A 26,792-nucleotide genomic window follows, 5' to 3' on the forward strand; every position below is an offset into this window, starting at 1 on the left:
GCCGATGTTCGCCGTCGGGGCCGCTGCCGGGTTCTGCGCTGCGTTCGTCGTCACGCTGGGTTCTCCGTTCGTGGGGTGGGGATGCGTTCGGCGCGAGTGCGCGCGAGCTGTTCGAGGACGCGGCCGTACATGACGTCCTCGTGCAGGCCGCGCAGCTCCTCGGCCAGGCACTCGCTGAGCGAGCGCCGGGGAAGCACGATCTCGTGGGTCGGCTGACCCGGCTGGCTGAGCGCGGCGCGCAGGCGGGTCACCCGCGCGAGCTTCGCGTCGCCGCCCGGCCGGGTGAGGGTGACGGAGTGCACGCCGCGGATCGGGTCCTCGGGCGGGAGCAGCCGGCACACGGTCGGCACCCCGAGGGCGAGCTCCAGCCAGGCGGCGAGCAGCTCGGTCGAGGGCGAGAGCGCGGATCCCACCACCTCGACCGCGGTGACCGGCTCGCAGGGCGGCTGGTCGAGCACGGCGGCGAGGTACTCCCGCCAGCGCGTGAGGCGCGTCCAGGCGAGGTCGGTGTCGCCCGCGGAGTAGCCGGCGATGCGCGTGGCCCACCCCGCCCCGCGGTCGGCGGCGGCGTCGGTGATCCGCCGCTGCGCGATGCGGCCGATGGGGTCGCTCCCGGGCCGGGCCGGAGCCGCGTCCGGCCACCAGACGACCACCGGGGCGTCGGGCAGCAGCAGGCCGGTGACGAGGCTCTCGACACCGCTGACCACCTCGCCGTGGGCGCGCAGCACGACGACCTCGCTCGCTCCGGCATCGGCGCCGACGCGGATCTCGGCGTCGAGCCCGGCCTCGCCCTCCGGGCGGGTGAGCAGCACGATGACGCGCATGGGATGCTCGTTGGAGGCGTGGTTCGCGGCCGCGATGACGGCCTCGTCGAGCGGCCCCGACGCCGCGATGACGAGCGAGAGCACCCGCCCGAGCGCGGCGACCCCGCTCTCCTGCCGCATGGACACGAGGCGCCGCGCGACCGCGCTGATGCTGGTGTTCGGCAGACTCTCGATCACGGCCGCCTCCAGCTGCGGCCGTCGCGTGCGAGCAGGGCGTCGGCGGAATCGGGTCCCCAGGAGCCGGGGGCGTACTGCTCGAGCGGTCCCTCCTGCGACGCCCAGTGGCGCTCGACGGGATCGAGGATCCGCCAAGACAATTCGACCTCCGCCTGCCGGGGGAAGAGCGGGGCGTCCCCGAGCAGCACGTCGAGGATGAGCCGCTCGTAGGCCTCCGGGCTCGCCTCCGTGAAGGCGTGGCCGTAGCTGAAGTCCATCGTGACGTCCCGCACCCGGGTGCCGCTGCCCGGCACCTTCGCGCCGAAGCGCATGGTGATGCCCTCGTCGGGCTGGACGCGGATGACGAGGGCGTTCGAGCCTTGCTCCGTCGTCTGGGCCTGGTCGAAGAGCTCCCCCGGCTCGCGCCGGAAGACGACCGCGATCTCGGTGACGCGCCGGCCGAGCCGCTTCCCCGTGCGCAGGTAGAACGGCACCCCGGCCCAGCGGCGGGTGGCGACCTCCAGCTTCATGGCGGCGAAGGTCTCCGTCGATGAGGCGGGATCCATGCCCTCCTCCTCGAGGAAGCCGTTGACGAGCTCGCCGCCCTGCCAGCCGGCCGCGTACTGGCCGCGCGCCGTGGCGGCGGCGAGGTCCGCGGGCAGCCGCACCGCCTCGAGCACCTTCTCCTTCTCGGCGCGCAGGTGCTCCGCGCTCAGGCTGATGGGCTCCTCCATCGCGGTGAGCGCGAGCAGCTGCAGCAGGTGGTTCTGGATGACGTCCCTGGCGGCGCCGACGCCGTCGTAGTAGCCCGCGCGGCCGCCGACCCCGATGTCCTCGGCCATGGTGATCTGCACGTGATCGACGAAGTTGCGATTCCAGATCGGCTCGTACATCGCGTTCGCGAAGCGCAGGGAGAGGATGTTCTGCACCGTCTCCTTGCCGAGGTAGTGGTCGATCCGGAAGATCGCGTCGGCCGGGAAGGCCGACTCGAGCACCCGGTTCAGCTCCCTCGCCGAGTCGAGGTCGTGGCCGAACGGCTTCTCGATGATGACCCGGCGCCAGCGCGCGTCGTCTGCGCTGCGGTCGACGAGGCCCGACTCCGAGAGGTGCCCGGCGACCTCGGGGAACGAGCGCGGCGGGATGGACAGGTAGAAGGCGTGATTGCCCATGGTCCCGCGCTCGCGGTCGAGCGTGTCGACCGTCTCGCGGAGCCTGCGGTAGGCGTCGGGGTCGTCGAAGCGCCCCTGCACGAAGCGGATGCCCTCGGCGAACTGCTGCCAGGTCTCCTCGCTGAACGGGGTGCGGGCGTACTTGCGCACGGCGTCGTGCACGATCTCGGCGAAGTCCCGATCGGCCCAGTCGCGCCGCGCGAAGCCCACGAGCGCGAAACCGGGGGGCAGGAGGCCGCGGTTCGCGAGATCGTAGACCGCCGGCATGAGCTTCTTGCGCGACAGATCCCCCGTCACGCCGAAGATGACGAGCGCGCTCGGACCCGCGATCCGCGCGAGGCGGGGGTCGTCGGCCGAGCGCAGCGGATTGCCCGTGCGGGTGCCGCGATCCTCGGATCGCGGCACCCGCACGGGCCCCGTCGTCTCAGATGGCGAAGCCAAGCGCGCGCATCATGTCGCGGCCGTCGTCCGTGATGCGCTCGGGCGTCCACGGCGGCATCCAGACCCAGTTGATCCGGAAGGCGGTGACGAGCCCGTCGAGGGCCTCCGCGATGTCGTTCTCGATCACATCGGTGAGCGGGCAGCCGGCGCTCGTGAGCGTCATGCTGATCACGAGCGCGTCGTGCTCCTCGTCGAAGGCGAGATCGTAGATCAGTCCGAGGTCGACGATGTTCACGCCGAGCTCGGGATCCGACACGTTCTTCAGCGACTCCAGCGCCTGCTCGCGGAACTCCGGATCGATCGACTGCGGTGCGGTCGTGGTTTCCTCGCTCATGCGACCAGCTTACGCCGTCTCGAGGAAACGGTCGTAGCCCTCTTCCTCGAGGCGGTCGGCGAGCTCGCGACCGCCCTCCTCCGCCACGCGGCCGTTCACGAAGACGTGCACGAAGTCGGGCGTGATGTACCGCAGGATGCGCGTGTAGTGCGTGATGAGGAGCACGCCGAGCCCGGTCTGCTCCTTGGCGCGGTTCACCCCCTCGGAGACGATCTTCAGCGCGTCGACGTCGAGGCCCGAGTCGGTCTCGTCGAGGACCGCGAACTTCGGCTTCAGCAGCTCGAGCTGCAGGATCTCGTTGCGCTTCTTCTCGCCGCCCGAGAAGCCCTCGTTGACGTTGCGCGAGGCGAAGGACTCGTCCATGCGGAGGTTCCCCATGGCCTCCTTGACGTCCTTCATCCAGGTGCGGATCGCCGGCGCCTCGCCGTCGATGGCGGTCTTCGCGGTGCGCAGGAAGTTGGCGTTGGTCACGCCGGGGATCTCCACCGGGTACTGCATGGCGAGGAAGAGACCGGCCTGGGCGCGCTCGTCGACGCCCATCTCGAGCACCTCCTCGCCGTCCAGCAGGATGGATCCGCCGGTGACCTCGTAGCGGGGGTGGCCGGCGATCGCGTAGGCGAGCGTCGACTTGCCGGAGCCGTTCGGGCCCATGATGGCGTGGGTCTCGCCCTGCGCGATGGTGAGGTCGACCCCCTTGAGGATCTGCTTGGCACCCTGTTCGGTCTCGACGCTGACGTGCAGGTCCTTGATTTCGAGAACGGAGCTCATGTTTCTAAATCTCTTTCGTAACGTTGGGGTCGATGTACACGTCGCCGTCTTCGATCTCGACAACGTAGACGGGGACCGGCTCGTAGGCCGGGAGGTTCTGCGGGACGCCGGTGCGCAGCGAGAACGCCGAGCCGTGGGCCCAGCACTCGAGCGTGTCGCCCTCGACGAAGCCCTCGGACAGGCTGATCTGCCCGTGACTGCAGGTATCGCCGATGGCGTGGACGTCCCCGCTCGCGTCCAGCACGACCGCGATCGGCACATCGTCCACGACCACGCGGGTCGCCTGATCCTGCACCAGCTCGCCGAGGGCGAGCACCTTCTGTCGTGCCACCTATCGCACGCTCTCCGCGAGCTCGGCCTCGACGGCGGCCTGCAGCCGCTCCTCGGTCGCCTCGTCGCCGATCTGCGCGATGACCTCGAGCAGGAAGCCGCGGACGACGAGCTTGCGGGCCTCCTCCTCGGAGATGCCGCGGCTCTGCAGGTAGAAGATGTGCTCGTCGTCGAAGCGGCCGGTGGCGGAGGCGTGCCCCGCGCCAGCGATGTCCCCCGTCTCGATCTCGAGGTTCGGGATCGAGTCGGCCCGGGTGCCCTCCGAGAGCACGAGGTTGCGGTTCTGCTCGTAGCTGTCGGTGCCGGTCGCGTTGTTGCGGATGAGCACGTCGCCGATCCACACGGTGTGCGCGCCCTCGCCCTGCAGTGCGCCCTTGTAGGTGACGCGGCTGCGGGTGTGGGGGGCGTCGTGGTCGAGGTAGACCTGGTGCTCGAGGTGCTGGCCCGCGTCGGCGAAGTAGGCGCCGAGCGCCTCGCCGTTCGCGCCCTCGTGGTCGAGGTGGATCGAGGGGTTGAGGCGCACGAGGCCCCCGCCGAGCGAGACCACGATGTGCGTGAGCGAAGCGTCGCGGCCGACGCTCGCGTAGTGGCTCGCGAGGTGGATCGCCTCGTCGTCCCACTGCTGCACGGAGACGACGGTGAGCTTCGCGCCGTCCCCGACGACGATCTCCACGTTCTCCGAGAGCTGCGCGGCTCCCGAGTTCTCGAGGATCACGAGGCCGGTGCTGTGCGGCGCCGCCTCGATGATCGTGTGGCCGGCGCGGGGCGCGGTGCCGAGCGCGTCGCGCGCGACGACGACCGTGCGCCGCTCCTCGGAGGCGACGGTCACCAGGTGGGCCTCGTCGAACGCGCCCCAGGCCGCCGCGGCGCCGCGCTCCTCGGGGATGCCCGCGCGGCCGACGCGGGCGTCGTCGCGGGCGATCCACTCCGAGCTCACGCCGGCGGCCTCAGACACGGAGACGGGCAGGCGGGCGCCGTCGAGCGCGCCGTTGAGCAGCGCGTCGAGCTTCGCGACGGGGGTGAACTTCCAGACGGCCTCGCGCCCGGTGACCTGCGGGAAGTCGGCGACGTCCGTCGACTTCGGGCGGTCGCTCCGGGTCTGCACGGGAACACGGTTGTCCCAGTCGCCGTCGGAGTGGGCGGTCAGGCCGTGCTGTGCGGTGTCCTTCGTGGCAACGGCTTCGGTCATTATCCGACGGATCCTTCCATGCCCATCTCGATGAGCTTGTTCAGTTCGAGGGCGTACTCCATGGGCAGCTCGCGGGCGATCGGCTCGATGAAGCCGCGCACGATCATCGCCATGGCCTCCTCCTCGGCGAGACCGCGGCTCATCAGGTAGAAGAGCTGCTCCTCGCTGACGCGCGAGACGGTCGCCTCGTGGCCGAGCTCGGCGTCGTCGGTGCGGATGTCGATGGCGGGATACGTGTCGCTGCGCGAGATCGTGTCGACGAGCAGGGCGTCGCAGACGACGGAGTTCGCCGCGTGGTGCGCGCTCGCCTCGACGCGGACCTCGCCGCGGTAGCCCGTGCGGCCGCCGCCGCGCGCGATCGACTTCGAGAGGATGGAGGACTTCGTGTGCGGAGCGAGGTGGATCATCTTCGCGCCGGCGTCCTGGTGCTGGCCCGGGCCCGCGAAGGCGACCGAGAGCGTCTCGCCCTTGGCGTGCTCCCCGGTGAGGTAGATCGACGGGTACTTCATCGTCACCTTGGAGCCGATGTTGCCGTCGACCCACTCCATGGTGGCCCCCGCCTCGGCGACGGCGCGCTTCGTCACGAGGTTGTAGACGTTGTTCGACCAGTTCTGGATCGTCGTGTAGCGCACGCGGGCGTTCTTCTTCACGATGATCTCGACGACGGCGGAGTGCAGCGAGTCGGACTTGTAGATCGGGGCGGTGCAGCCCTCGATGTAGTGGACGTAACTGTCCTCGTCGGCGATGATGAGCGTGCGCTCGAACTGGCCCATGTTCTCCGTGTTGATGCGGAAGTAGGCCTGCAGGGGGATCTCGACGTGCACGCCCTTCGGCACGTACACGAACGAGCCGCCCGACCAGACGGCCGTGTTCAGCGCCGCGAACTTGTTGTCGCCCGACGGGATGACCGTGCCGAAGTACTGCTCGAAGATCTCGGGGTGCTCGCGCAGCGCCGTGTCGGTGTCGAGGAAGAGCACGCCCTGCGCCTCCAGGTCCTCGCGGATCTGGTGGTAGACGACCTCGGACTCGTACTGGGCCGCGACGCCCGCGACGAGGCGCTGGCGCTCCGCCTCCGGAATACCGAGCTTCTCGTAGGTGTCCTTGATCTCCTCGGGCAGGTCGTCCCAGGTGGTCGCCTGCTTCTCCGTGGAGCGCACGAAGTACTTGATGTTGTCGAAGTCGATCTCCGAGAGATCCGCGCCCCAGGTGGGCATGGGCTTCCTGCCGAAGATCTGCAGGGCCTTCAGGCGCCGCTGCAGCATCCACTCGGGCTCGTTCTTGAGCGCCGAGATCTCGCGCACGACCTGCTCGTTCAATCCGCGCTTGGCCAGCGCACCGGCCTTGTCGCTGTCGTGCCAGCCGAACTCGTACTGGCCCAAGCCCTCGAGCTCGGGTCGGTCGATCAGTACCTCAGGCATGATCCCTCCCTCATTCTTCGTCGCGCCGGGCCGTCCGGCCTGCGCGGCGAATCGAGATCCGGTCGCACAGAAACGGCCCTGCGGCGGTGCAGTATTCTGGGCTTCGGACGGAACCGACCTCCCCGATGCCGGGCACCGGGCGGCGGTTCGCCGTTCGCAACCACAGCTTCCCATTCTACAGGTTCTCGCCGCAAATGGCAGGAGCGCGCCGGGCGCCGCCGGGCCGGGCGCGGGAGGCCGTCGAGAGGAAACCCCCGTGTCCAGCGCACCCGCATCCGTCAGCACGCCCTCCCCCGCCGCACCGCCAGCCGAATGGCGGGCCTCCGGCTGGCTGCGCTTCGGCGCCTGGGCGTCGTTCGTGCTGAACACGCTCATCATCGCGACGGGCGGCGCGGTGCGGCTCACGGGGTCGGGCCTCGGCTGCCCGAACTGGCCGCTCTGCGCCCCGGGCTCGCTCGTGCCGACCGAGGAGCTCAGCTACCACTCGCTCATCGAGTTCGGCAACCGCACGATCTCGGGGCCGCTGCTCGTCGCCGCGCTCCTCGTGCTGCTGCTGAGCTGGCGGGTGCGCGCCGTGCGCCGCGACCTCTTCGCGATCTCTGCCGTCGTGCTCGGCCTCGTCGCGCTGCAGGCGCTCCTGGGCGGCTTCATCGTGTGGTTCCACCTCAACGCGAACCTCGTCGGCGTCCACTACGCCATCTCCCTCTCGCTCGTATGCATCACGGCGGCGTACCTCGTGCGGATGTCGGCGCAGCCCGGACCTCGCGAGCTCGCCGTGCCGAAGCCCTTCATGATCCTCACGCACGTGACGACCGTCGTGATGGCGATCACCGTGCTCTTCGGCGTGCTCACCACGGGTTCCGGCCCGCACTCCGGGGACGCGACCATCCAGCGCGACGGCGTCGACGCCGTGCTCATGAGCCACATCCACTCGTGGCCCGGATACGCGGCCTTCGCTCTCACGCTCGCCCTGCTCGTCTGGGCGGCGGCGCGGCGCCTGCGCCCGCTGAAGTGGCTCGCGATCCTCATGGCCGCGCTCGTCGTGCAGATCGCCGTGGGCGTCTTCCAGGCCCGCAACGGCCTCCCCGAGCTGGCGGTCGGCGTGCACATGGTGCTCGCCGCGCTCACGGCGGCGGCGATGACGGTCGTCGTGCTCGCGCTCAAGCGCCCCGCCGCGGCCGCGTAGCGCCGGCCCTCCTGCGCCCCGACCCCTCCCGCCCGGTCGCCCCCGCGCTTCCTGCCACCTCGCCGGCTCCTGCTCTTCCCTCCCCTCCCGCTCGTCCCTCCCCTCCCGCTCGTCCCTGCCCTCCCGCTCGTCCCTGCCCTCCCGCTCGTCCCTGCTCTCCTGCCCGTCCCTCTCCGCCCGTCCCTCCCGGAATTACGCGATCGGGGTCGCTCCGGCAGGGTGCATGCGGTCTGCTCCCTACCGGAGCGACCCGGGTTGGGTTTTTCTTTGGGGGGCAATGCGGCTTCGGGCTGCGATGCGGTTCGGTGGGTGATGCGGTTCGGTCGGCGATGCGGCTTCGGTGAGCCGGGATCGGATGGATAGCGCTCACCGAAGCCGCATCGCTCACCGAAGCGCCAGCGCCAGGCGGCTTCTCCCGGCCCGCGCATACTGCGACCCGGACCACCCGGTACCACCTCACCTCACCTCACCTCACTTCACCCCACCCCACCCCACCCCGCTTCCTCTTACTCCCCTCACCCGCCCAACTCCTCTCCCGCATCCCATCGAGACGCGCGATCGGGGTCTCAATGGTAGGGTGCGGGCGGTCCACACCGTGCCGGAGCGACCCGGATCGGGATGGGGAGCTGCGGATCGGGCCGAAGTGCGGCCGACTGGCGGGGATGTGTGATGAAGCGCGGCCGAAGCGTCGCGGAACCGGCCGGGAAGAGAGGCCGGCGGATGCGCGTGATCGGTCCGAGGACCGCGGGCGGGGATCAGACGTGCCGCCGAGCGACTCGGTGCGTCCGGCCGCCGATCCGGACTCGAATGCCGGGCGGAGCATGCCCGACGGATCAGCGGGCAGCAAGGTGCGTCCGGCCGCCGATCCGCACGGACCGGAGTGCCCGGCGGGTCCTCCCTGACGGATCAGAAAGGCAGCAAGGTGCGTCCGGCCGCCGATCCGGACTCGAATGCCGGGCGGAGCATGCCCGACGGGTCAGCAGGCCAGCGAGGACCGTCCGGGCGCTGATCCGCACGGACCCGGATGCCGGGTGGGTCCTCCCTGACGGATCAGAAGGGCAGCAGCGCGTCCACCGCGATCGCGAGGGAGATCACGGAGAGGTAGATGTTCGCGGTGTGGAAGACCCGCATGGGCTTCCCGCGCTCGCCCCGGATGGCCTGCCCGTACAGGCGGTGCGCCTGGGCGATGAAGTACCCGCCGAAGGCGAGCGCTGCGATCGTGTACACCCAGCCCATCTCGGCGACGGGGATGAGCAGCAGGCTCGCGGCGACGGTCGCCCAGGTGTAGAGGATGACCTGCAGGCCGACGGTGACCTGGCCGCGCACGACGCCGAGCATCGGCACCCCGGCCGCGGCGTAGTCGCCGCGGTACTTCATCGAGAGCGGCCAATAGTGGGCGGGCGTCCACAGGAAGATGATGAGGAACATCACCCAGGCCGGCCAGGCGAGCGTGCCGCTCACGGCGGCCCAGCCGATGAGCACCGGGAAGCAGCCGGCGATCCCGCCCCACACGATGTTCTGCTCGCTGTGCCGCTTGAGCACGATGGTGTAGACGACCACGTAGAAGAAGATCGCGGCGGCCGAGAGCGCCGCGGCGAGCCAGTTCGTCGTGAGCCACAGCCAGGCGACCGAGAGCACGCCGAGCACCCAGGAGAAGGCGAGCGCGTTGCGGTCGGAGATCTCCCCCGTGACGAGCGGCCGGTTCTCCGTCCGCTTCATCTTGCGATCCATGTCGCGATCGATGTAGCAGTTGAAGGCGCCGGCCGACCCCGCGCTCATCGCCCCGCCGAGGAGCGTCGCGAGCACGAGCCAGAGGTTCGGGATCCCGCCCTGGGCGAGGAACATCGCCGGCACGGTGACCACGAGCAGCAGCTCCATGACGCGCGGCTTCGTGAGCGACACGTAGTTCTTGACCGTCCGCCTGAACGACCGGGTCGACGCCCGGGAGGCGGCCTGCGCGTGGGGTGAGAGCTCGGTGGACATCGCCTCCCATGATACCCCGCCGCTGCCGTTAGGATTGAACCCGCGCGTGCGGAACGCGCTCCGACCCTTCAGAGAGGCGAAGCATTGGCAGACGTGTTGCAGTGGGATGAGCTCGACGACCGCGCGGTGGACACCGCGCGCGTACTCGCGGCGGATGCCGTCGAGAAGGTGGGCAACGGTCACCCGGGCACGGCGATCAGCCTGGCGCCGGTGTCGTATCTGCTGCATCAGAAGGTCATGCGCCACGACCCCGTCGACGCCGACTGGATCGGGCGCGACCGCTTCATCCTCTCGGTCGGCCACTCCTCGCTGACGCAGTACGTGCAGCTGTACCTCGGCGGTTACGGCCTCGAGCTCTCCGACCTCGAGTCGCTGCGGACCTGGGGATCGAAGACGCCAGGCCACCCCGAGTACGGCCACACCGCCGGCGTCGAGATCACCACGGGCCCCCTCGGGCAGGGACTCGCCTCGGCCGTCGGCTTCGCCTACGCCGCGCGCTACGAGCGCGGGCTGTTCGATCCCGAGGCCGCGCCGGGCGCGAGCCCCTTCGACCACTTCATCTACGTCGTCGCGGGCGACGGCGATCTCCAGGAGGGCGTGACGGCGGAGGCCTCGAGCCTCGCCGGCCACCAGGAGCTCGGCAACCTCATCGCGATCTACGACTCCAACCAGATCTCCATCGAGGACGACACCGACATCTCCTTCTCGGAGGACGTGGCGCAGCGCTACGCCGCGTACGGCTGGCAGGTCCTCGAGGTCGACTGGAAACGGACGGGCGCGTACGTCGAGGACGTCGCCGAGCTGCATCGCGCCATCCTCGAGGCGCAGGCGGAGACCGCGAAGCCCTCGCTCATCATCCTGAAGACGATCATCGGCTGGCCCTCGCCCGGCAAGCAGAACACGGGCGGGATCCACGGCTCCAAGCTCGGCGAGGAGGAGCTCGCCGGTCTGAAGACCGCCCTCGGCTTCGACCCCGAGCAGCACTTCGCCGTCGCCCCCGAGGTCATCGCGCACACCCGCGGCGCCGTGGAGCGCGGCGCCGCGAAGCGCGCCGCCTGGCAGCAGGGCTTCGATGCCTGGGCCGCGGCGAACCCGGAGCGCAAGGCGCTCCTCGACCGCCTCGAGGCCGGAGAACTCCCCGCTGAGGCGCTCGCGGTGCTCCCCGAGTTCGAACCGGGCACGAGCCTCGCCACCCGCGCGGCCAGCGGCAAGACGCTCGCCGCGCTCGGGCCGGTGCTGCCGGAGCTCTGGGGTGGCTCGGCCGACCTCGCCGGCTCGAACAACACCACGATCCCGGGAGCGCCCTCCTTCGTGCCCGCGGCGCACTCGACGAGTACCTGGCAGGGCGATCCCTACGGCCGGGTGCTGCACTTCGGCATCCGCGAGCACGCCATGGGCGCCATCCTCAACGGGATCCAGCTCCACGGCAGGACCCGCAGCTACGGCGGCACCTTCCTGATCTTCAGCGACTACATGCGCCCCGCCGTGCGGCTCGCCGCGCTCATGAACGTGCCGAGCATCTTCGTGTGGACGCACGACTCGATCGCGCTCGGCGAGGACGGGCCGACGCACCAGCCGATCGAGCAGCTGGCGACGCTGCGCGCGATCCCCAACCTCGCGATCGTGCGCCCCGCGGATGCGAACGAGACGGCCGTCGCCTGGCACGAGATCCTCACCCGCCACGGCGGCCCGACGGGGATCGCGCTCACGCGCCAGAACGTGCCGGTGCTCCCCCGGGACGGCGAGTTCGCGAGCGCGGAGCAGGCGTCCGCCGGCGTCCGCCGCGGGGCCTACATCCTCGCCGACTCCCCCACGGGCGTGCTCGACGTGATCCTCGTCGCGACCGGCTCCGAGGTGCAGCTCGCCGTCGAGGCGCGCGAACGCCTCGCGGCCGACGGCGTCGGCGCCCGCGTCGTCTCCGCACCCTCGCTCGAGTGGTTCGCCGAACAGGACGCGGCCTACCGCGAGCACGTGCTCCCCGCCGCGGTGGCGGCGCGCGTGAGCGTCGAGGCCGGCCTCGCGCTCGGCTGGGAGCGCCTCGTCGGGGACCTCGGACGCTCGGTGTCGATCGAGCACTTCGGCGCATCCGCGGACTACGAGACCCTCTTCCGCGAGTTCGGCATCACGACCGATGCGGTCGTCGACGCGGCTCGCGCATCCATCGCCGCCGTGGCGGCGCAGCGCGAAGGAGGCGCACGATGACCGAGTCCACGCAGCAGCTCAGCGCGGCGGGCGTCAGCATCTGGCTCGACGACCTCTCCCGGAACCGGATCGAGAGCGGCGAGCTCGCCGGGCTCATCGGCACGCACGACGTCGTCGGCGTGACCACCAATCCGACGATCTTCGCCGGGGCCATCGGCGGCGGCGTCGGCTACGGCGGCCGGATCGCCGACTGCGCGGCCCGGGGCCTCGATGCGGACGCGACGATCGTGGAGCTCACGACGTCGGATGTCGCCGACGCCTGCGACGTGTTCGCGGACGTCTTCCGTTCGACCGGAGGCCGTGACGGCCGCGTGTCCATCGAGGTCGAGCCGGGCCTCGCCCGCGACACCGCAGGCACCGTGGCCCAGGCCCGCGAGCTGTGGCGGCGGGTCGACCGTCCGAACGCCATGATCAAGATCCCCGCGACCGTCGAGGGACTCGAGGCGATCGCCGAGACCATCGCCGCCGGGATCAGCGTGAACGTCACGCTCATCTTCAGCCTCGAGCGCTACCGCGAGGTCATCAACGCCTACCTCACGGGCCTCGAGCGCGCCCGCGCCGCGGGGCACGACCTCGCCGGCATCCGCTCGGTGGCCTCCTTCTTCGTGTCGCGCGTCGACACCGAGATCGACGGACGGCTCCGGGCGCTCGGCACCCCGGAGGCCGAGGCGCTGACGGGCCGCGCGGGCGTCGCGAACGCACGCCTGGCCTACGAGGTGTTCGCGCAGAGCTTCGCGAGCGAGCGCGCGCAGCAGCTGCTCGGGCTCGGCGCGCACCCGCAGCGCCCGCTGTGGGCCTCCACCGGGGTGAAGGACCCGGCGCTCCCCGACACCCTCTACGTCGCCGAGCTCGTCGCGTCCGACGTCGTGAACACGATGCCGGAGGCCACGCTGCGCGCCTACGCCGACCACGGCGAGACCCGCGGGGACACGATCTCCGGGACGTTCCTCGAGGCGAACCAGCTGCTCAACGACATCGACGCGCAGGGCATCGACTACGCCGAGGTCACGGCGCTGCTGGAGCGCGAGGGGCTCGAGAAGTTCGACGCCTCCTGGACCCAGCTGCAGGACACGGTCGCCCGGGCGCTCGCGGAAGCGGCGGAGTGATGACGATCCGGCTCGACGCCGGCATGCCGGAGCGCGCGATCGCCGAGACGGTCGCCGAGCTCGTGGAGGCGCGCGTCGCCAGCCGGATCTTCGCACGGGACGCCGGGCTTTGGGGGGCCGAGGCGGCCGCGGAGGCCGCGATCCGGCTCGGCTGGACGGACGTCTCCCCCGCCGCCGAGCGGCTGATCCCCGAGATCGAGGCGCTGCGCGCCGAGTTCGCGGCGTCCGGCGTCGACCGCGTCGTGCTCTGCGGCATGGGCGGCTCCAGCCTCGCCCCCGAGGTCATCGCGCGCTGGCACGGCGTGCCGCTCGAGGTGCTTGACTCCACGCACCCCGCGGTGGTGCGCCGCGCGGTGGCGGGAGACCTCTCCCGCACCGTCGTCGTGGTGAGCTCGAAGTCGGGCGGCACCATCGAGACGCTCAGCCAGCGCGCCGCCTTCGAGCGCGCGTTCGCGGCCGCGGGCATCGATCCCGCGGGGCGCATCGTGGTCGTCACCGATCCGGGATCCGCGCTCGAGGCGGATGCCCGGGCGCGCGGCCAGCGCGTGTTCCTCGCCGACCCCGAGGTGGGCGGCCGGTTCTCCGCGCTGACGGCGTTCGGGCTCGTGCCCGCGGGGCTGGCCGGCGCCGAGCTGCGCGCGCTCCTCGCCGAGGCCGACTCCGTGCGCGCCGAACTCGCCGCCGACGACGCGTCGAACCCGGCCCTGCGGCTCGCTGCGGCGATCGGCGAAGGGCTGCCCGGCCGGTTCCTGCTCGCCGTGCGGGCCTCGCACGGCGCCGACGCGGGGCTCGGGCAGTGGATCGAGCAGCTCGTCGCCGAGTCGACCGGCAAGGACGGCGTCGGCGTGCTGCCCATCGCGCTCGCGGAGACGGCGCCGGAGTTCGTCCGGACGCCGGCCCAGGCGCTTCCGATCGCCGTCGGTCCCGAGCGGAGCGAGGACGGGGCGGGCCCCGGCTCGGAGGGGATCCTCCTCGACGCGCCGCTCGGTGCGCAGTTCCTGCTCTGGGAGGTCGCGACGTCCGTGCTCGGCCGTCTCATCGGGATCGACCCCTTCGACCAGCCCGACGTCGAGGCCGCGAAGGTCGCCGCGCGTGCGGCGCTCGCCGCGCCCGCGCGCGACGCCGCCGTGGAGGCGGCGCCCATCGCGGAGCTCGCCGACGCCGTCGTGCAGGCGGCGCCGGGAGCGGCGCCGCGTTCCGCGAGCGGACTCGTGGACGCGCTCCGCGCCGTCGTGCCGGCCACGGGGTACCTCGCGATCCAGGCCTATCTGGACGCGTCCGCGACCCGGACGGAGCTCGAGGCGCTGCGGGCCGGACTGGCGGCGTCGCTGGGCGTGCCGGTGGCACTCGGCTTCGGGCCAGGCTACCTGCACTCCACCGGTCAGCTCCACAAGGGCGGTCCGGCCGCCGGAGCCTTCCTGCAGCTCTCGGACACGGGTGCCGGGGAGCTCGGGATCCCGGACGGCGAGGCCGGCTTCGGCGCGCTCATCGCGGCGCAGGCGCGCGGGGATCGCGGTGTGCTCGCGGAGCGGGGCCGTCCGGTGATCGCCCTGGGCTGCCCCGACCCCGCTGAGACCGTCCGCCGGATCATCACGGCGATCTGAGACGCTCCTCCCGGACCGCCGGACCGCCGGACCGCCGGACCGCCGGACCGCCGGACGCACGACGAAGGCCTCGGGGAATCGCGATGATTCCCCGAGGCCTTCGTCGTGCGCGAGTTCCCGCTCAGGCGGACTTGCGCGCCGTGCCGCGTCGGGCGCGGAGCTTCTCGAGCGCGGCCTCGAGCAGCTCGGCCGCCTCCTCCTCGGTGCGGCGCTCCTTCACATAGGCGAGGTGCGTCTTGTACGGCTCGTTCTTCGGGAGCATCGGCGGGTTCTGCCGGTCCCGGCCCGCGGGGAGGCCGGACGTCGGGCAGTCGATCTGCTCGGGGATCTCCTCCTCGGGCACGTCGGCCGCGAAGTACCGCACGGTCTCGTTGCCCAGTGCGTCCCAGTACGAAATCTGAATTCGGTCGGCACGGGCGCCGTGATCCTTCTCCCCCATGGGGCCGGATCCGACGCGCGCACCACGGATGGCGTTGCTGCCTGCCACGGTGTCCTCTCTTGCTCGGGTGCGACGATCGGGGCGGTTCAGACCACCGAGAACCGGGCGATGAGCCCGAGTCCCACGATCGACGCGAACCACACCAGCGACACGACGACGGTGATGCGGTTCAGGTTGCGCTCGGCCACGCCCGACGACCCCAGGCTCGAGGTCACGCCGCCGCCGAACATGTCGGAGAGGCCGCCGCCGCGGCCCTTGTGCAGCAGGATGAACAGGGTGAGCAGCAGGCTCGTGAGTACGAGGATCACGATCAGTGCGATCTTGAGGATGAGCACGCGGTCACCTTTCCGGGTTCGAGGGCGTGGGAAGCCACGGTCCAGTATAGCGGGAGCGCCCTGCGGGACCCCGCAGGCCGCGGGCCGGTCGCCTCACGCGGCGGTGACGTGCTTCCTGAACTGCACGATTCGGGAGAACTCGTCGGCCCGCAGGCTCGCCCCGCCGACGAGCGCGCCGTCGACGTTCGGCTGCCGCAGGAATCCGGCCACGTTCTGGCTCGCGACGGATCCGCCGTAGAGGATGCGCGTGGCGGCCGCGACCTCGTCCCCGCGAAGATCCCGCAGGGACTCGCGCAGCGCTCGTGCGACCTCCTCCGCCTGCTCCGCGGTGGCGGCCTGGCCGCTGCCGATCGCCCAGACCGGCTCGTACGCCACGACGAACTCCGCGTCGGCCGGCAGCGGTGCGATCGCCGCGGCGAGCTGCGCGAGCGGGATCGCCGCGGCGCCGTGGGCCTCGAGATCCTCGGCGGTCTCCCCCACGCAGATCATCGGCACCATGCCGGCGCGATGCGCGGCGAGGGACTTGGCGGCCACGGTCTCGTCGTCTTCGCCGTGCCCGCCGCGCCGCTCCGAGTGCCCGGTGAGCACATAGCGCACGTCGAGCTTCGCGAGCATCGCGGCGGAGACGTCTCCCGTGTACGCGCCGGACTCGTGCGGGGACACGTCCTGCGCGCCCAGGACGAGGCTGAGCTTGTCCGCGGCGAGCAGGGTCTGCACCGAGCGCAGGTCGGTGAACGGCGGGAACACGGCGACCTCGGCGTCGGCGTAGTCGTGCCGAGCGTCCTTGAGCCCCCAGGACAGCTTCTGCACGAGGGCGATGGCCTGGAGATGGTCGAGGTGCATCTTCCAGTTGCCGGCGATGAGCGGGGTGCGCTCGGTCTGCGGCAGCGGCTGGCGCGGCTCCGGGAGCCGCTCCTCGGCGAGCTGATCGGTCATGCGAGTACCTCCAGTCCCGGCAGCGGCTTCCCCTCGAGGAACTCGAGGCTCGCGCCGCCGCCCGTTGAAATGTGTCCGAAGCGCTCGTCGGCGAAGCCGAGCGCGCGCACGGCGGCGGCGGAGTCGCCGCCGCCGACCACGGTGAACGCCGAGGTGTCCGCGAGGGCCTGCGCGACCGCGCGGGTGCCGTGCGCGAAGGCCTCCATCTCGAACACCCCCATCGGGCCGTTCCAGAACACGGTCGCCGAGTCGGCGATGCGTCGTGCGAACTCGGCGGCGGAGTCGGGGCCAATGTCGAGCCCGATGCCCGTCGCGCCGAAGCTCGAGGAGGCGATCGCGTCTGCGGCGACGACCTCGTGGGCGGCGTCGGGGGCGAAGGCCGCAGCGACGACGACGTCGCTCGGCAGCACGATGCGGACGCCGCGCCGTTCGGCCTCCGCGAGGTAGCCGCGAACGGTGTCGAGCTGATCCTCCTCGAGCAGACTCGCGGCGACGTCGTGGCCCTGCGCCGCGAGGAAGGTGAAGAGCATGCCCCCGCCCACGAGGATCGTGTCGACGCGCTCGAGCAGGTGGGAGATGACACCGAGCTTGTCGGACACCTTCGAACCGCCCAGCACGACCGTGTAGGGGCGCTCGGGCTCGTCGGTGAGCCGGCGGAGCACCGCGAGCTCGGCCGCGACGAGGCGGCCGGCCGCGCTCGGGAGCAGCTGCGCGAGCTCGGTGACGCTCGCCTGCGAGCGGTGCACCACGCCGAAGCCGTCGGAGACGAAGGCGTCGCCGAGCGCCGCGAGCCGCCCGGCGAAGGCGCGGCGCTCCGCAGGGTCCGCGCTCGTCTCGCCCGGGTTGAAGCGCAGGTTCTCGAGCAGGAGCACGTCGCCGTCCGCGAGGGCGGCCACGGCCGACTCGGCCTCGGGGCCCACGGTCTCGCCGACGAAGCCGACGGGGGCGCCGAGCAGCTCCGCCATGCGCTCGGCGACGGGACGGAGCGAGAAGCGCGCCTCCGGGGCCCCCTTCGGACGACCGAGGTGGCTGACGAGGACGAGACGAGCCCCGGCCTCGCGCAGTTCCCGGATCGTGGTGAGGGAGGCGCGGATGCGGCCGTCGTCGCCGATCGCGCCGTCGGAGAGGGGGACGTTGAGGTCGCAGCGGACGATCACGGTGCGTGACCGGAGCGAGCCCAGGGATTCGATGGTGCGCATGTGGGTGGGGTACTCCTTCTGGCCGGGCGGGGCGGCGGATGGGACGGGGCGGGCCCGGCGCGATGCGCCGCGGCGGGCAGCGAAACGGGGGTCGGACCGTGCGGTCCGGCCCCCGTGCGCGTCGGGTCCTAGATGAGGCCCGGGGTCTGGCTGCGGGCGGCCTCGAAGCGCTTCGCGACGTCCTGCCAGTTCGCGATGTTCCAGAACGCCTTCACGTAGTCGGCGCGGACGTTCAGGTAGTCGAGGTAGTAGGCGTGCTCCCACACGTCGAGCTGGAGGAGCGGGATCGTGCCTGCGGGCAGGTTGCCCTGCTGGTCGAAGAGCTGCACGATGTTCGGGCGCTGCCCGAGCGCGTCCCATGCGAGGACGGCCCAGCCGGAGCCCTGGACGCCGAGCGCGGTCGCGGTGAAGTGCGCCTGGAACTTCTCGAAGTCGCCGAAGAACTCGTCGATCGCCGCGGCGAGCTCGCCCTCCGGGCGTCCGCCGCCCTCGGGCGAGAGGTTGTTCCAGAAGATCGTGTGGTTCACGTGGCCGCCGAGGTTGAACGCGAGATCCTTCTCCAGCTTGTTGACCGCCGCGAGATTGCCGGAGTCGCGCGCTTCCGCGAGCTGCTCGAGCGCCGTGTTCGCCCCCGTCACGTACGCCTGGTGGTGCTTGTCGTGGTGCAACTGCATGATCTTGCCGCTGATGTGCGGCTCGAGAGCTGCGTAATCGTAGGGAAGTTCAGGGAGGGAGTATGCGGCCATCGGGCGCTCCATTCTGTGTTCCGGCAGTTGTCGTTCTCAGTCTATGACTCCGGTGCGCCCCGAGGCGGGGAATGACGTCGGAATTCAGCCGAGAGCGGATCCGCGGCCCGCGGTCTCAGAGGGCGTCGAGCTCCTCGGGCAGGCTGGCCTCGGTGCCGGGGATGCCCCGGGACTCGGCCTCCTTGTCGGCCATCGCGAGCAGGCGCCGGATCCGACCGGCGATCGCGTCCTTCGTGAGCGGCGGATCGGCGCGCGCGCCGAGGTCGTCGAGGCTCGCCTCGCGGTGCGCGAGGCGCAGCTGACCCGCGTACCTGAGGTGCTCGGGGACGCCGTCGCCGAGGATCTCGAGCGCGCGCTCCACCCGGGCGCATGCGGCGACGGAGGCCTGCGCCGAACGGCGGAGGTTCGCGTCGTCGAAATTCACGAGGCGGTTCGCGGTCGCACGCGTCTCGCGGGCGCGGCGCAGCTCGTCCCAGGCCTGCTTCGCCTGGGTCGCCCCCATCGTTCCGAGCATGTCGCTGATGGCCTCGCCGTCGCGGATGAGCACCTTGTTCTGTCCGCGGATCTCACGGCTCTTGGCATCGATCCCGAGTCGGCCCGCGGCGCCGACGAGCGCCATGGCGACCTCGCTCGTCGGGCAGCCGAGCTCGAGGCCCGCGGAGCGACCCGGGGCGGTGAGGCCGCCGCGCGCGAGGAACGCGCCGCGCCAGATCGCGGCGAGCTCCGCCTGCGCCCCCGTCGTGAGACGGTTCGGCAGGCCGCGGATCTGACGCCGCCGCTGGTCGAGGAGGCCGAGCTGCCGGGCGAGGGTCTCTCCGTCGATCACGCGGACGAGGAACTGCGGCGCGCCGGGCCGCGTGCTCGAGGGCGGGAGCTGCTTCGCGTCGGACCGCACGCCGTAGAGCTCCGCGAGGTCCTTGCGGACCCGCTGCACGATCTGCGGGGTGTGGAGCTCGGCCTCGAGGGCGATCCGCCCCGAGATGGTGTGCAGGCCTCCCGCGAGTCGGAGGATCGTCGCGACCTCGGCGATCCGCTCTCCGGTGCGCTGCACCGGGAACCGGACGAGCTCGCTCTTCACCTCGGGGGTTGACAGCACGAATGGGCTCCTTTCGGAAGTGGGGATGGCGAATGGCGGCGGGCGACGGTGCGCTGGGGCGGACTACTCGCGACCGAGGTCGCGGTGGCGCAGGCTCACGCTGACGCCCGGCAGTCCGGCGAGTCGGTCGGCCAGCTCTCGGGCCGAGGCCACCGAGCGATGTTTGCCGCCGGTGCATCCTACCGCGAGCGACGCGTGGCGCTTGTTCTCCCGCTGGAATCCGGCGAGCACCGGAGCGAGCGCCGCGACGTAGTGATCGAGGAACTCGGCCGCCCCGTCGCGGCTGAGCACGTACTCCTTCACCTCGGGATCGACCCCCGTCAGCGGGCGGAGCTCCGGGATCCAGAAGGGGTTCGGGAGGAACCGCATGTCGACCATGAGATCGACATCGGTGGGGGCGCCGTACTTGAAGCCGAAGCTCAGCACGGACAACTGCAGGCCGGGCGTGTTGTCGTCGGAGAAGAGGTCGCGGGTCGCCGTCGAGAGATCGTGCACGTTGTAGCGCGAGGTGTCGATGACGACGTCGCTCGAGGCGCGCAGCTCCTGCAGGCGCTCGCGCTCGAGGCGGATCCCCTCGAGCAGGCTCCCCGCCTCCCCCTGCAGCGGGTGCGGGCGGCGCACGGACTCGTAGCGGCGCACGAGGATCTCGTCGGTGGCGTCGAGGAACACGACGCGCACGGTGGCCCCAGCCCGCAGCTCCTCGACGGTGTCCTGGATGTCGGCGAAGAGATCCCGACCCCGCACGTCGACGACCGCGACGATGCGCGGCAGCGCGCCGCCGGAGCGGTCTGCCATGTCCGCGAGGGTCTTCAGCATCGTCAACGGGAGGTTGTCGACGACGTACCAGCCGAGATCCTCGAGGGTGTTGGCGACGGTGCTCCGCCCCGCACCGGACATGCCGGTGACGATGAGGATCTCCTGCCCCGCTGCGGCCTCGTTCATGCCGGATCCTCCTCACTCGTCGACGCGTGCTGCGCTGCCCCAAGTTTAGCCGCAGCGGCGGGCGCCGAGTCCCCGAGGTGGTCCATGACCTGCTCGGCGAGCTTCGGCCCGAGTCCCGGTGCCGCGGACAGCTCGGCGTGGGACGCCGCGCGCAGCCGGGCCACCGAGCCGAAGTGCTTGAGCAGCGCCTGGACCCGCTTCGGGCCGAGGCCGGGGATCTCGGAGAGGCGGCTCGCGATGGCGGTGCTGCGGCGCTGCCGCTGGAAGGTGATGGCGAAGCGGTGCGCCTCGTCCCTGATGCGCTGCACGAGGAAGAGCGCCTCGCTCGTGCGCGGCAGGATCACCGGGTACGGATCGTCCGGCAGCCAGATCTCCTCGAGGCGCTTCGCGATCCCGCAGAGCGCGACGTCGTCGATGCCCGCCTCCGCGAGGGCCCGCGCCGCCGCGCGCACCTGGGGCTCGCCGCCGTCGACCACGAGCAGCTGCGGGCGGTCGCGGTAGACGCCGGAGGGCGGCTCCCCGGCCTCCCGCGCCGCGTTGAGCTGCGCCGCGCGGCGCGAGACGACCTGGTGGATCGAATCGGTGTCGTCGCTCGTCTCCTCGATGCGGTACTTGCGGTACGCGCCCTTCGCCGGCAGACCGTCCTCGAAGACGACGAGGGAGGCGACGACCCCGGTGCCCTGCAGATGCGAGACGTCGATGCACTCGATGCGCAACGGGGCCTCCGCCATGCCGAGGGCCTGCTGCAGCTCCGCGAGGGCGTCGGTGCGGGCCGTGAGGTCGGCGGCGCGCTTGAGCTTGTGGCGGACGAGGTGCTCGCCCGCGTTGAGGACGGCGCGATCCATGAGCTGCACCTTCTCGCCCCGTTCGGGCACGCGGACGCGGACGCGGCCGCGGCGCGGCCGGCGCGCGCTCAGCGCCTCCTCGAGCGCCCCGGCGTTCTCGGGCAGCAGCGGCACCAGGATCTCCGGCGGCGGTTCGCGCTCCCCCTCGTAGGCGGACTGGACGACCTGCTCGAGCAGCGTGCCGGGCGAATCGTCGAGCTCGACGTCGACGATCCAGCTCCGCTCGCCGCGGATCCTGCCGCCGCGGATGATGAACTGGTGCGCGGCCGCGGCCAGCTCGTCGGCGCGCAGACCGAAGACGTCGAGGTTCACGTCGAGGCCGAGCACCACGGCGTTCTTCTCCATGACGTGCTCGACGGCCTGCACCTGATCCCGCAGGCGCGCCGCGTCCTCGTAGCGCTGCTCGGCGGCGGCGTCGCGCATCGCACGCTGCAGGCTCCTGAGGTGCCCGGTGTCGCCGCCGCCGAGGAAGGCGACGAGCTCCTGGACCCTGGCGCGATGCTCCTCGACCGTGATGAGGCGCGAGCACGGGCCGTGGCACCGTCCGATCTGCCCGGCGAGGCACGGTTTTCCGCTGCGCATGGCGCGCTGGTAGTCCGCCTCGTTGCAGGTGCGGATCGGGAAGGCGCGCTGCAGCAGCGCCGTGGTTTCGCGGAGCGCCCACACCTTCGGGTACGGGCCGAAGTAGCGCGCGCCCCGGATCCGCTCGTTGCGGGTGATGATGAGGCGCGGGGCCTCGTCGCGCAGCGTGACGGCGAGGTAGGGGTAGGTCTTGTCGTCCTTGAACTGGACGTTGAACGGCGGTTTGAACTCCGTGATCCAGGTGTGCTCGAGCACGAGCGACTCGGTGTCGGTCGCCACGACGGTCCAGTCGAGTTTCGCGGCGAGGGCGAGCATGCGCCGCGTGCGCGGCATGAGCGAGTGCAGCGGCTGGAAGTAGTTCGCGAGCCGCGCGCGCAGGTTCTTCGCCTTGCCGATGTACAGCACGCGACCGTGCCGGTCGCTGAAGCGGTAGACTCCGGGGCTCGTCGGGATCTCGCCCTGGGCGGGGCGGAACTCGGAGCGCCGGTCGATCTCCTGCATCAGGCCGTGGCCCGCTCCCGGGCCCGCACCGCCCGCGCCGACTTCGCCTCGCGGCCCTCGAGCACCTCGGCGAGGAATCGCCCGGTGTGGCTCTCCTCCACGCGCGCGAGCTGCTCGGGCGTGCCCTCGGCGATGATGGTGCCGCCGCCGGAGCCGCCCTCGGGGCCGAGATCGATCACCCAGTCGGCGCTGCGGATCACGTCGAGGTTGTGCTCGATCGTGATGACCGTGTTGCCCTTGTCGACGAGGCCGTTCAGCACGAGCAGGAGCTTGCGGACGTCCTCGAAGTGGAGGCCGGTCGTCGGCTCGTCGAGCACGTAGATGCTGCGCCCGTTGGAGCGCTTCTGCAGCTCCGTGGCGAGCTTGACGCGCTGCGCCTCGCCGCCGGAGAGCGTCGTCGCGCTCTGCCCGAGCCTGACGTAGCCGAGCCCGACGTCGACGAGGGTCTTCATGTAGCGGTGGATGGAGGAGATGGGGGCGAAGAACTCCTCGGCCTCGGAGATGGGCATCTCGAGGACCTCGGAGATGTTCTTGCCCTTGTAGCGCACCTGCAGGGTCTCGCGGTTGTAGCGCGAGCCGCCGCAGACCTCGCAGGCGACGTAGACGTCGGGGAGGAAGTTCATCTCGATCTTCAGGGTGCCGTCGCCCGAGCACGCCTCGCAGCGCCCGCCCTTGACGTTGAAGCTGAAGCGCCCGGGCAGGTAGCCGCGGGTCTTCGCCTCGGGCGTCTCGGCGAAGAGGGTGCGGATCTTGTCGAAGACGCCCGTGTAGGTCGCGGGGTTCGACCGCGGGGTGCGCCCGATGGGGGCCTGGTCGACGTGCACGACCTTGTCCAGGTGCTCGAGCCCGGTGACGCGCGTGTGCTTGCCGGGCACGAGACGCGCGCCGTTGAGCTGATTGGCGAGGACGCGGTAGAGGATGTCGTTCACGAGCGTCGACTTGCCCGAACCCGAGACGCCGGTGACGGCCGTCATGATCCCGAGGGGGAAGGTCGCGTCGACGTTCCGCAGGTTGTTCGAGCGCGCGCCCATGACCCGCAGCTCGCGCCCCCGTTCGCGCCGTCGCCGGCGCTTCGGCGTCTCGATGGAGCGCCGGCCCGCGAGGTAGTCGCCCGTGATCGAGTCGCGGTTGGCCAGCAGTTCGCGGTACTCCCCCGAGTGCACCACGGTGCCGCCCTCGACGCCGGCGCCCGGGCCGATGTCGACGATCCAGTCGGCCGCCTCGATGGTCTCCTCGTCGTGCTCGACGACGATGAGGGTGTTGCCGAGATCCCGCAGCTTGATGAGGGTCTCGATGAGCCGCCGGTTGTCGCGCTGATGGAGGCCGATGCTCGGCTCGTCGAGGACGTAGAGGACGCCGGTGAGGCCCGAGCCGATCTGCGTGGCGAGCCGGATGCGCTGCGCCTCGCCGCCCGAGAGCGTGCCCGCGGCGCGCGCGAGGGTGAGATAGCCGAGCCCCACCTCGATGAGGAAGTCGAAGCGCAGGCGGATCTCGCGCAGCACCTGCGCGGCGATCCTGGCCTCGCGCTCGGTGAGCACGACGTCGTCGAAGAAGCGCTTGGCGTCGGTGAGGCTGAACTCCCCCACCCCGGCGATCGACTGGCCGTCGACCGTGACCGCGAGCACCTCGGGCTTGAGCCGCTGCCCCTTGCAGGCGTGGCAGGGCACCTCGCGGAGGAACTCGGACCAGCGATCGCGCTTCGCGTCGGATTCCGCTTCGGCGTACTGGCGCTCGATGAAGGGGATGACGCCCTCGAAACCGGAGGTGTACTTGACCTCGCGCCCGAAGCGGTTCTTCCAGCGCACGCTGACCTTGAAGTCGTTCCCGTAGAGCACGGCCTGCGTGACGGCCTCGTCGAGCTGCTCCCACGGCGTCTGCAGCGAGAAGTCGAGATCCGCGGAGAGGCCGACGAGCAGCTTCTCGTAGTACTGGTAGAGGCTCTTGCCCTGGCTGGTCCAGGGGACGATGACCCCCTCCGCGATCGAGAGCTCGGGGTCGCCGAGCACGAGGTCCTCGTCGACGGACATGCTCGTGCCGAGGCCGGAGCAGACCGGGCAGGCGCCGAAGGGCGCGTTGAAGGAGAAGGTGCGCGGCTCGATCTCGGTGAGCTGCACGGGGTGCTGGTTCGGGCAGGAGAGGTGCTCGGAGAACAGCTGCGTGCGGTCCTCGGCGCCCGGCTCGCGGTCGACGAAGTCGATGGCCGCGAGGCCGTTCGCGAGGCGGAGCGCGGTCTCCAGGGAGTCGGTGAGCCTGCCGAGGATGTCGGGGCCCGCGACGAGGCGGTCCACGACGACGGAGATGTCGTGCTTCACCTGCTTCTTGAGCTTGGGCGGATCCGAGAGCTGGACGAGCTCGCCGTCGACGAGCGCGCGCGAGTAGCCGCTCGCCGCGAGCTCCTGGAAGAGATCGACGAACTCCCCCTTCTTCTTGCTGACCACGGGGGCGAGCACCTGGTAGCGGGTGCGCTCGGGCAGCTCCATCAGCTGGTCGGCGATCTGCTGCACCGTCTGCGCCGCGATCCGCTCGCCGCACACGGCGCAGTGCGGGATGCCGACGCGGGCCCAGAGCAGTCGCATGTAGTCGTAGATCTCGGTGATCGTGCCGACGGTGGAGCGCGGATTGCGGTTCGTCGACTTCTGGTCGATGGAGACCGCGGGGCTCAGTCCCTCGATGAAGTCGACGTCGGGCCGGTCGACCTGGCCGAGGAACTGGCGGGCGTAGGCGCTCAGGGATTCGACGTAGCGCCGCTGTCCCTCCGCGAAGATGGTGTCGAAGGCGAGGCTCGACTTGCCGCTTCCGGACAGGCCGGTGAACACGACCATCGCGTCGCGCGGGATCGCGAGGTCGACGTCGTGGAGATTGTGGACGCGGGCGCCCTGGACGCTGATCTGGGCGTGCGCCGAGGAGGACCGGATCGGTGAGGGGCTCTGCGAAGTCACCGTCCCATTGTACGGTGCGCCGGTCGGGAATTCGAACATATCTACGAGATCGCCCGGGCTGGGCATCGCGACGATTTGCGCGTATTATTGATGCAAGCGAACGAAAGGGGTGGCGATGTCCATCGCACAGGTCTCGGAGCTGCGAGCGGGCGCGGAGCCCCGGAGGGCGGCCGCGGAGCGCGCGAACGGGTGCTCGCCCTGGTCGACCGGATCGCCGACGACGAGCTCGACGCGGTCGCCGAGGCGCTCACGTCGGTGGTCGAGCGGCGACGCGCCGGGGCGCGGGCCTTCACTCGGGCGGAGGCCGAGGGGCTCGCCGCGCTCGGAGTCCCCGCCTCGGCGCTCGACGGTCCGCCGCGCATCTCGGCTCGGCTCGGCTCGGCGCTCGCCGAGCGCGCGCTCGAGCGGGACGCGCTCGGCGCGGTGGAGGTGGCCGAGATCCTCGGGGTGTCCGCGGCCCGGGTCCGGCAGCGGGCCGCCGAGGGGTCGCTCATCGCCCGCCGCACGCGGGCCGGGTGGGTCTTCCCGGCGCTGCAGTTCCCCGAGCGGCGCGAGTTCCCGGGATGGGCGAGCGTGGCGCGGGCGTTCCCGCCGGGCACTCCCCTGCTGCTGGTCGAGCGCATCCTCACCCGCCCGAGCCCGCACCTCGTGATCGACGATGAGGAGCTCTCGCCGTTCGAGTGGCTCGAGCACGGCGGGGATCCCGAGGCGGTCGCCGCCGTCGTCGACGCCGCGCTGCATCGCGTGCCGTGAGCGAGACCCTCCCGCCGCCGGCGCCGGAGCGCTTCCCCGAGCTCGGCGACGACCCGTCCTGGGTGCGCACGGTGCCCGCGGGCGCGCTCCTCGCGCGCATCTTCCGGGCCGCCGGACCGTACCCGATGCAGTGGCACGAGTTCCGCGAGGTCGGGCCGCTCGACGGACGTTTCGACCCGCACCCCGAGCCGCTCGGGCCGCACCCCGGGAACGGGGTCCTCTACGGCGTGCTCGGTGACGCGGTCGCCGTCGATCCGGGCGCCGCCGGATCCGTCGAGGTGCTGAGCGGCGCGTTCGCGGCGGCCGTGGTCGAGGTGTTCCAGGAGTACCGCATCATCCGCGTCTCCGAGGGGGTGCCGACGCTCGCCGGCTTCCGGCTCGACCGGCCGTTGCGGCTCCTCGATCTCAGCGACAGCGACTGGATCTCCGTGGCGGGGGGCAACGCCGCGATCTCCTCGGGCAGTCGTCGGGCGGCGCGCGCGTGGGCGCGCGCGATCGCCGGACGCTACCCGGATCTCGACGGCGTGCTCTCGGCGTCCTCCGTCATCCCGAGTGCTCGGATCGTCGCCCTGTGGGAGCCCGCGCGGGACGCCCTCCCCCGGTTGGCGGAGGTGCTGATCCGGCTCGATTCGCCGGAACTCGGGGATGTGCTCGACGAGATCGCGCATCGCTACGGCTACGAGCTGCTGTAGGCGGTCGCGGCCCGGAGGCGCCGGCTTCGCCGGGTGGCGGGACGGGGCGTGAGGCGCTCTCACGGCATGGGCACGGC

23 protein-coding genes are annotated in these 26,792 nt (G+C 71.5%); 6 read left to right on the forward strand and 17 right to left on the reverse strand.

Annotation, left to right across the window (positions count from 1 at the left end):
* Positions 1-50: 50 nt before the first annotated feature.
* From MUN78_RS06565 to sufB, 7 genes are read right to left on the reverse strand one after another with little or no spacing between them, the layout of a single operon-like run.
* A complete protein-coding gene (locus tag MUN78_RS06565) occupies positions 51-1,001 on the reverse strand; it encodes a glucose-6-phosphate dehydrogenase assembly protein OpcA (protein ID WP_244693718.1) in 951 nt (316 codons plus the stop codon).
* A complete protein-coding gene (gene zwf, locus MUN78_RS06570; RefSeq protein WP_244694004.1) occupies positions 998-2,554 on the reverse strand; it encodes a glucose-6-phosphate dehydrogenase in 1,557 nt (518 codons plus the stop codon). The genes MUN78_RS06565 and zwf overlap by 4 nt, the downstream gene beginning before the upstream one ends.
* A gap of 19 nt (positions 2,555-2,573) precedes the next feature.
* Positions 2,574-2,924 (reverse strand): metal-sulfur cluster assembly factor, encoded by a 351-nt coding sequence (locus tag MUN78_RS06575; RefSeq protein ID WP_244693720.1) that lies wholly within the window; start codon positions 2,922-2,924, stop codon positions 2,574-2,576.
* A gap of 9 nt (positions 2,925-2,933) precedes the next feature.
* A complete protein-coding gene (sufC, locus tag MUN78_RS06580) occupies positions 2,934-3,692 on the reverse strand; it encodes a Fe-S cluster assembly ATPase SufC (protein WP_244729524.1) in 759 nt (252 codons plus the stop codon).
* Positions 3,693-3,696: 4 nt separating this feature from the next.
* Entirely contained in the window at positions 3,697-4,023 is a 327-nt protein-coding gene (locus MUN78_RS06585) for a non-heme iron oxygenase ferredoxin subunit (RefSeq protein WP_244693722.1), read from the reverse strand.
* Positions 4,024-5,211 carry a Fe-S cluster assembly protein SufD gene (sufD, locus tag MUN78_RS06590; RefSeq protein WP_244729525.1) on the reverse strand — a complete coding sequence of 396 codons (1,188 nt, stop codon included), beginning with the start codon at positions 5,209-5,211 and terminating at the stop codon, positions 4,024-4,026.
* A complete protein-coding gene (sufB, locus tag MUN78_RS06595; protein ID WP_244693724.1) occupies positions 5,211-6,629 on the reverse strand; it encodes a Fe-S cluster assembly protein SufB in 1,419 nt (472 codons plus the stop codon). Before sufB ends, sufD begins: the two co-directional genes overlap by 1 nt.
* Positions 6,630-6,885: 256 nt before the next feature.
* Between sufB and MUN78_RS06600 the strand changes: the two genes are divergently transcribed.
* Positions 6,886-7,815, forward strand: coding sequence for a COX15/CtaA family protein (locus MUN78_RS06600; protein WP_346730626.1), 930 nt, complete (start codon positions 6,886-6,888; stop codon positions 7,813-7,815).
* Positions 7,816-8,865: 1,050 nt separating this feature from the next.
* On the opposite strand, the gene MUN78_RS06605 is transcribed toward MUN78_RS06600, so the two are convergent.
* Entirely contained in the window at positions 8,866-9,798 is a 933-nt protein-coding gene (locus MUN78_RS06605; protein ID WP_244729526.1) for a heme o synthase, read from the reverse strand.
* Positions 9,799-9,882: 84 nt separating this feature from the next.
* Between MUN78_RS06605 and tkt the strand changes: the two genes are divergently transcribed.
* The 3 genes from tkt to MUN78_RS06620 are packed head-to-tail and all read left to right on the forward strand — an operon-like array spanning position 9,883 to position 14,710.
* Positions 9,883-12,000 carry a transketolase gene (gene tkt, locus MUN78_RS06610; RefSeq protein ID WP_244729527.1) on the forward strand — a complete coding sequence of 706 codons (2,118 nt, stop codon included), beginning with the start codon at positions 9,883-9,885 and terminating at the stop codon, positions 11,998-12,000.
* Positions 11,997-13,106: a transaldolase gene (gene tal, locus MUN78_RS06615; RefSeq protein ID WP_244729528.1), complete on the forward strand. Its 1,110-nt coding sequence runs from the start codon at positions 11,997-11,999 to the stop codon at positions 13,104-13,106. The genes tkt and tal overlap by 4 nt, the downstream gene beginning before the upstream one ends.
* Positions 13,106-14,710 carry a glucose-6-phosphate isomerase gene (locus tag MUN78_RS06620; protein WP_244729529.1) on the forward strand — a complete coding sequence of 535 codons (1,605 nt, stop codon included), beginning with the start codon at positions 13,106-13,108 and terminating at the stop codon, positions 14,708-14,710. Before tal ends, MUN78_RS06620 begins: the two co-directional genes overlap by 1 nt.
* 121 nt (positions 14,711-14,831) lie before the next feature.
* On the opposite strand, the gene MUN78_RS06625 is transcribed toward MUN78_RS06620, so the two are convergent.
* From MUN78_RS06625 to uvrA, 9 genes are all read right to left on the reverse strand, one after another.
* On the reverse strand, positions 14,832-15,149 hold the full coding sequence (locus MUN78_RS06625) for an RNA polymerase-binding protein RbpA (RefSeq protein ID WP_244693729.1): 318 nt from the start codon (positions 15,147-15,149) through the stop codon (positions 14,832-14,834).
* An 86-nt stretch (positions 15,150-15,235) separates the two neighbouring features.
* On the reverse strand, positions 15,236-15,484 hold the full coding sequence (gene secG / locus MUN78_RS06630; protein ID WP_244693730.1) for a preprotein translocase subunit SecG: 249 nt from the start codon (positions 15,482-15,484) through the stop codon (positions 15,236-15,238).
* A gap of 93 nt (positions 15,485-15,577) precedes the next feature.
* Positions 15,578-16,420, reverse strand: a complete 843-nt coding sequence (gene tpiA, locus MUN78_RS06635; protein ID WP_429952306.1) for a triose-phosphate isomerase — start codon at positions 16,418-16,420, stop codon at positions 15,578-15,580.
* On the reverse strand, positions 16,417-17,619 hold the full coding sequence (locus tag MUN78_RS06640; protein WP_244729531.1) for a phosphoglycerate kinase: 1,203 nt from the start codon (positions 17,617-17,619) through the stop codon (positions 16,417-16,419). Before MUN78_RS06640 ends, tpiA begins: the two co-directional genes overlap by 4 nt.
* Before the next feature lie 128 nt (positions 17,620-17,747).
* Positions 17,748-18,365, reverse strand: coding sequence for a superoxide dismutase (locus MUN78_RS06645; RefSeq protein WP_244693732.1), 618 nt, complete (start codon positions 18,363-18,365; stop codon positions 17,748-17,750).
* A gap of 115 nt (positions 18,366-18,480) precedes the next feature.
* Complete coding sequence (whiA, locus tag MUN78_RS06650; protein ID WP_244729533.1) at positions 18,481-19,461, reverse strand: DNA-binding protein WhiA; 981 nt, start codon at positions 19,459-19,461, stop codon at positions 18,481-18,483.
* A gap of 63 nt (positions 19,462-19,524) precedes the next feature.
* On the reverse strand, positions 19,525-20,403 hold the full coding sequence (gene rapZ / locus MUN78_RS06655; protein WP_244729535.1) for an RNase adapter RapZ: 879 nt from the start codon (positions 20,401-20,403) through the stop codon (positions 19,525-19,527).
* A complete protein-coding gene (uvrC, locus tag MUN78_RS06660) occupies positions 20,400-22,331 on the reverse strand; it encodes an excinuclease ABC subunit UvrC (protein ID WP_244729537.1) in 1,932 nt (643 codons plus the stop codon). Before uvrC ends, rapZ begins: the two co-directional genes overlap by 4 nt.
* Positions 22,331-25,309, reverse strand: coding sequence for an excinuclease ABC subunit UvrA (gene uvrA, locus MUN78_RS06665; RefSeq protein WP_244729539.1), 2,979 nt, complete (start codon positions 25,307-25,309; stop codon positions 22,331-22,333). Before uvrA ends, uvrC begins: the two co-directional genes overlap by 1 nt.
* A gap of 150 nt (positions 25,310-25,459) precedes the next feature.
* On the opposite strand from uvrA, the gene MUN78_RS06670 reads away from it, so the two are divergent.
* Positions 25,460-26,023, forward strand: a complete 564-nt coding sequence (locus tag MUN78_RS06670) for a hypothetical protein (protein WP_244729540.1) — start codon at positions 25,460-25,462, stop codon at positions 26,021-26,023.
* Entirely contained in the window at positions 26,020-26,715 is a 696-nt protein-coding gene (locus tag MUN78_RS06675) for a hypothetical protein (protein ID WP_244693738.1), read from the forward strand. The genes MUN78_RS06670 and MUN78_RS06675 overlap by 4 nt, the downstream gene beginning before the upstream one ends.
* The last annotated feature ends 77 nt before the right edge of the window (positions 26,716-26,792 follow it).

This window comes from Leucobacter allii (genome assembly GCF_022919155.1).
Lineage (GTDB): Bacteria > Actinomycetota > Actinomycetes > Actinomycetales > Microbacteriaceae > Leucobacter > Leucobacter allii.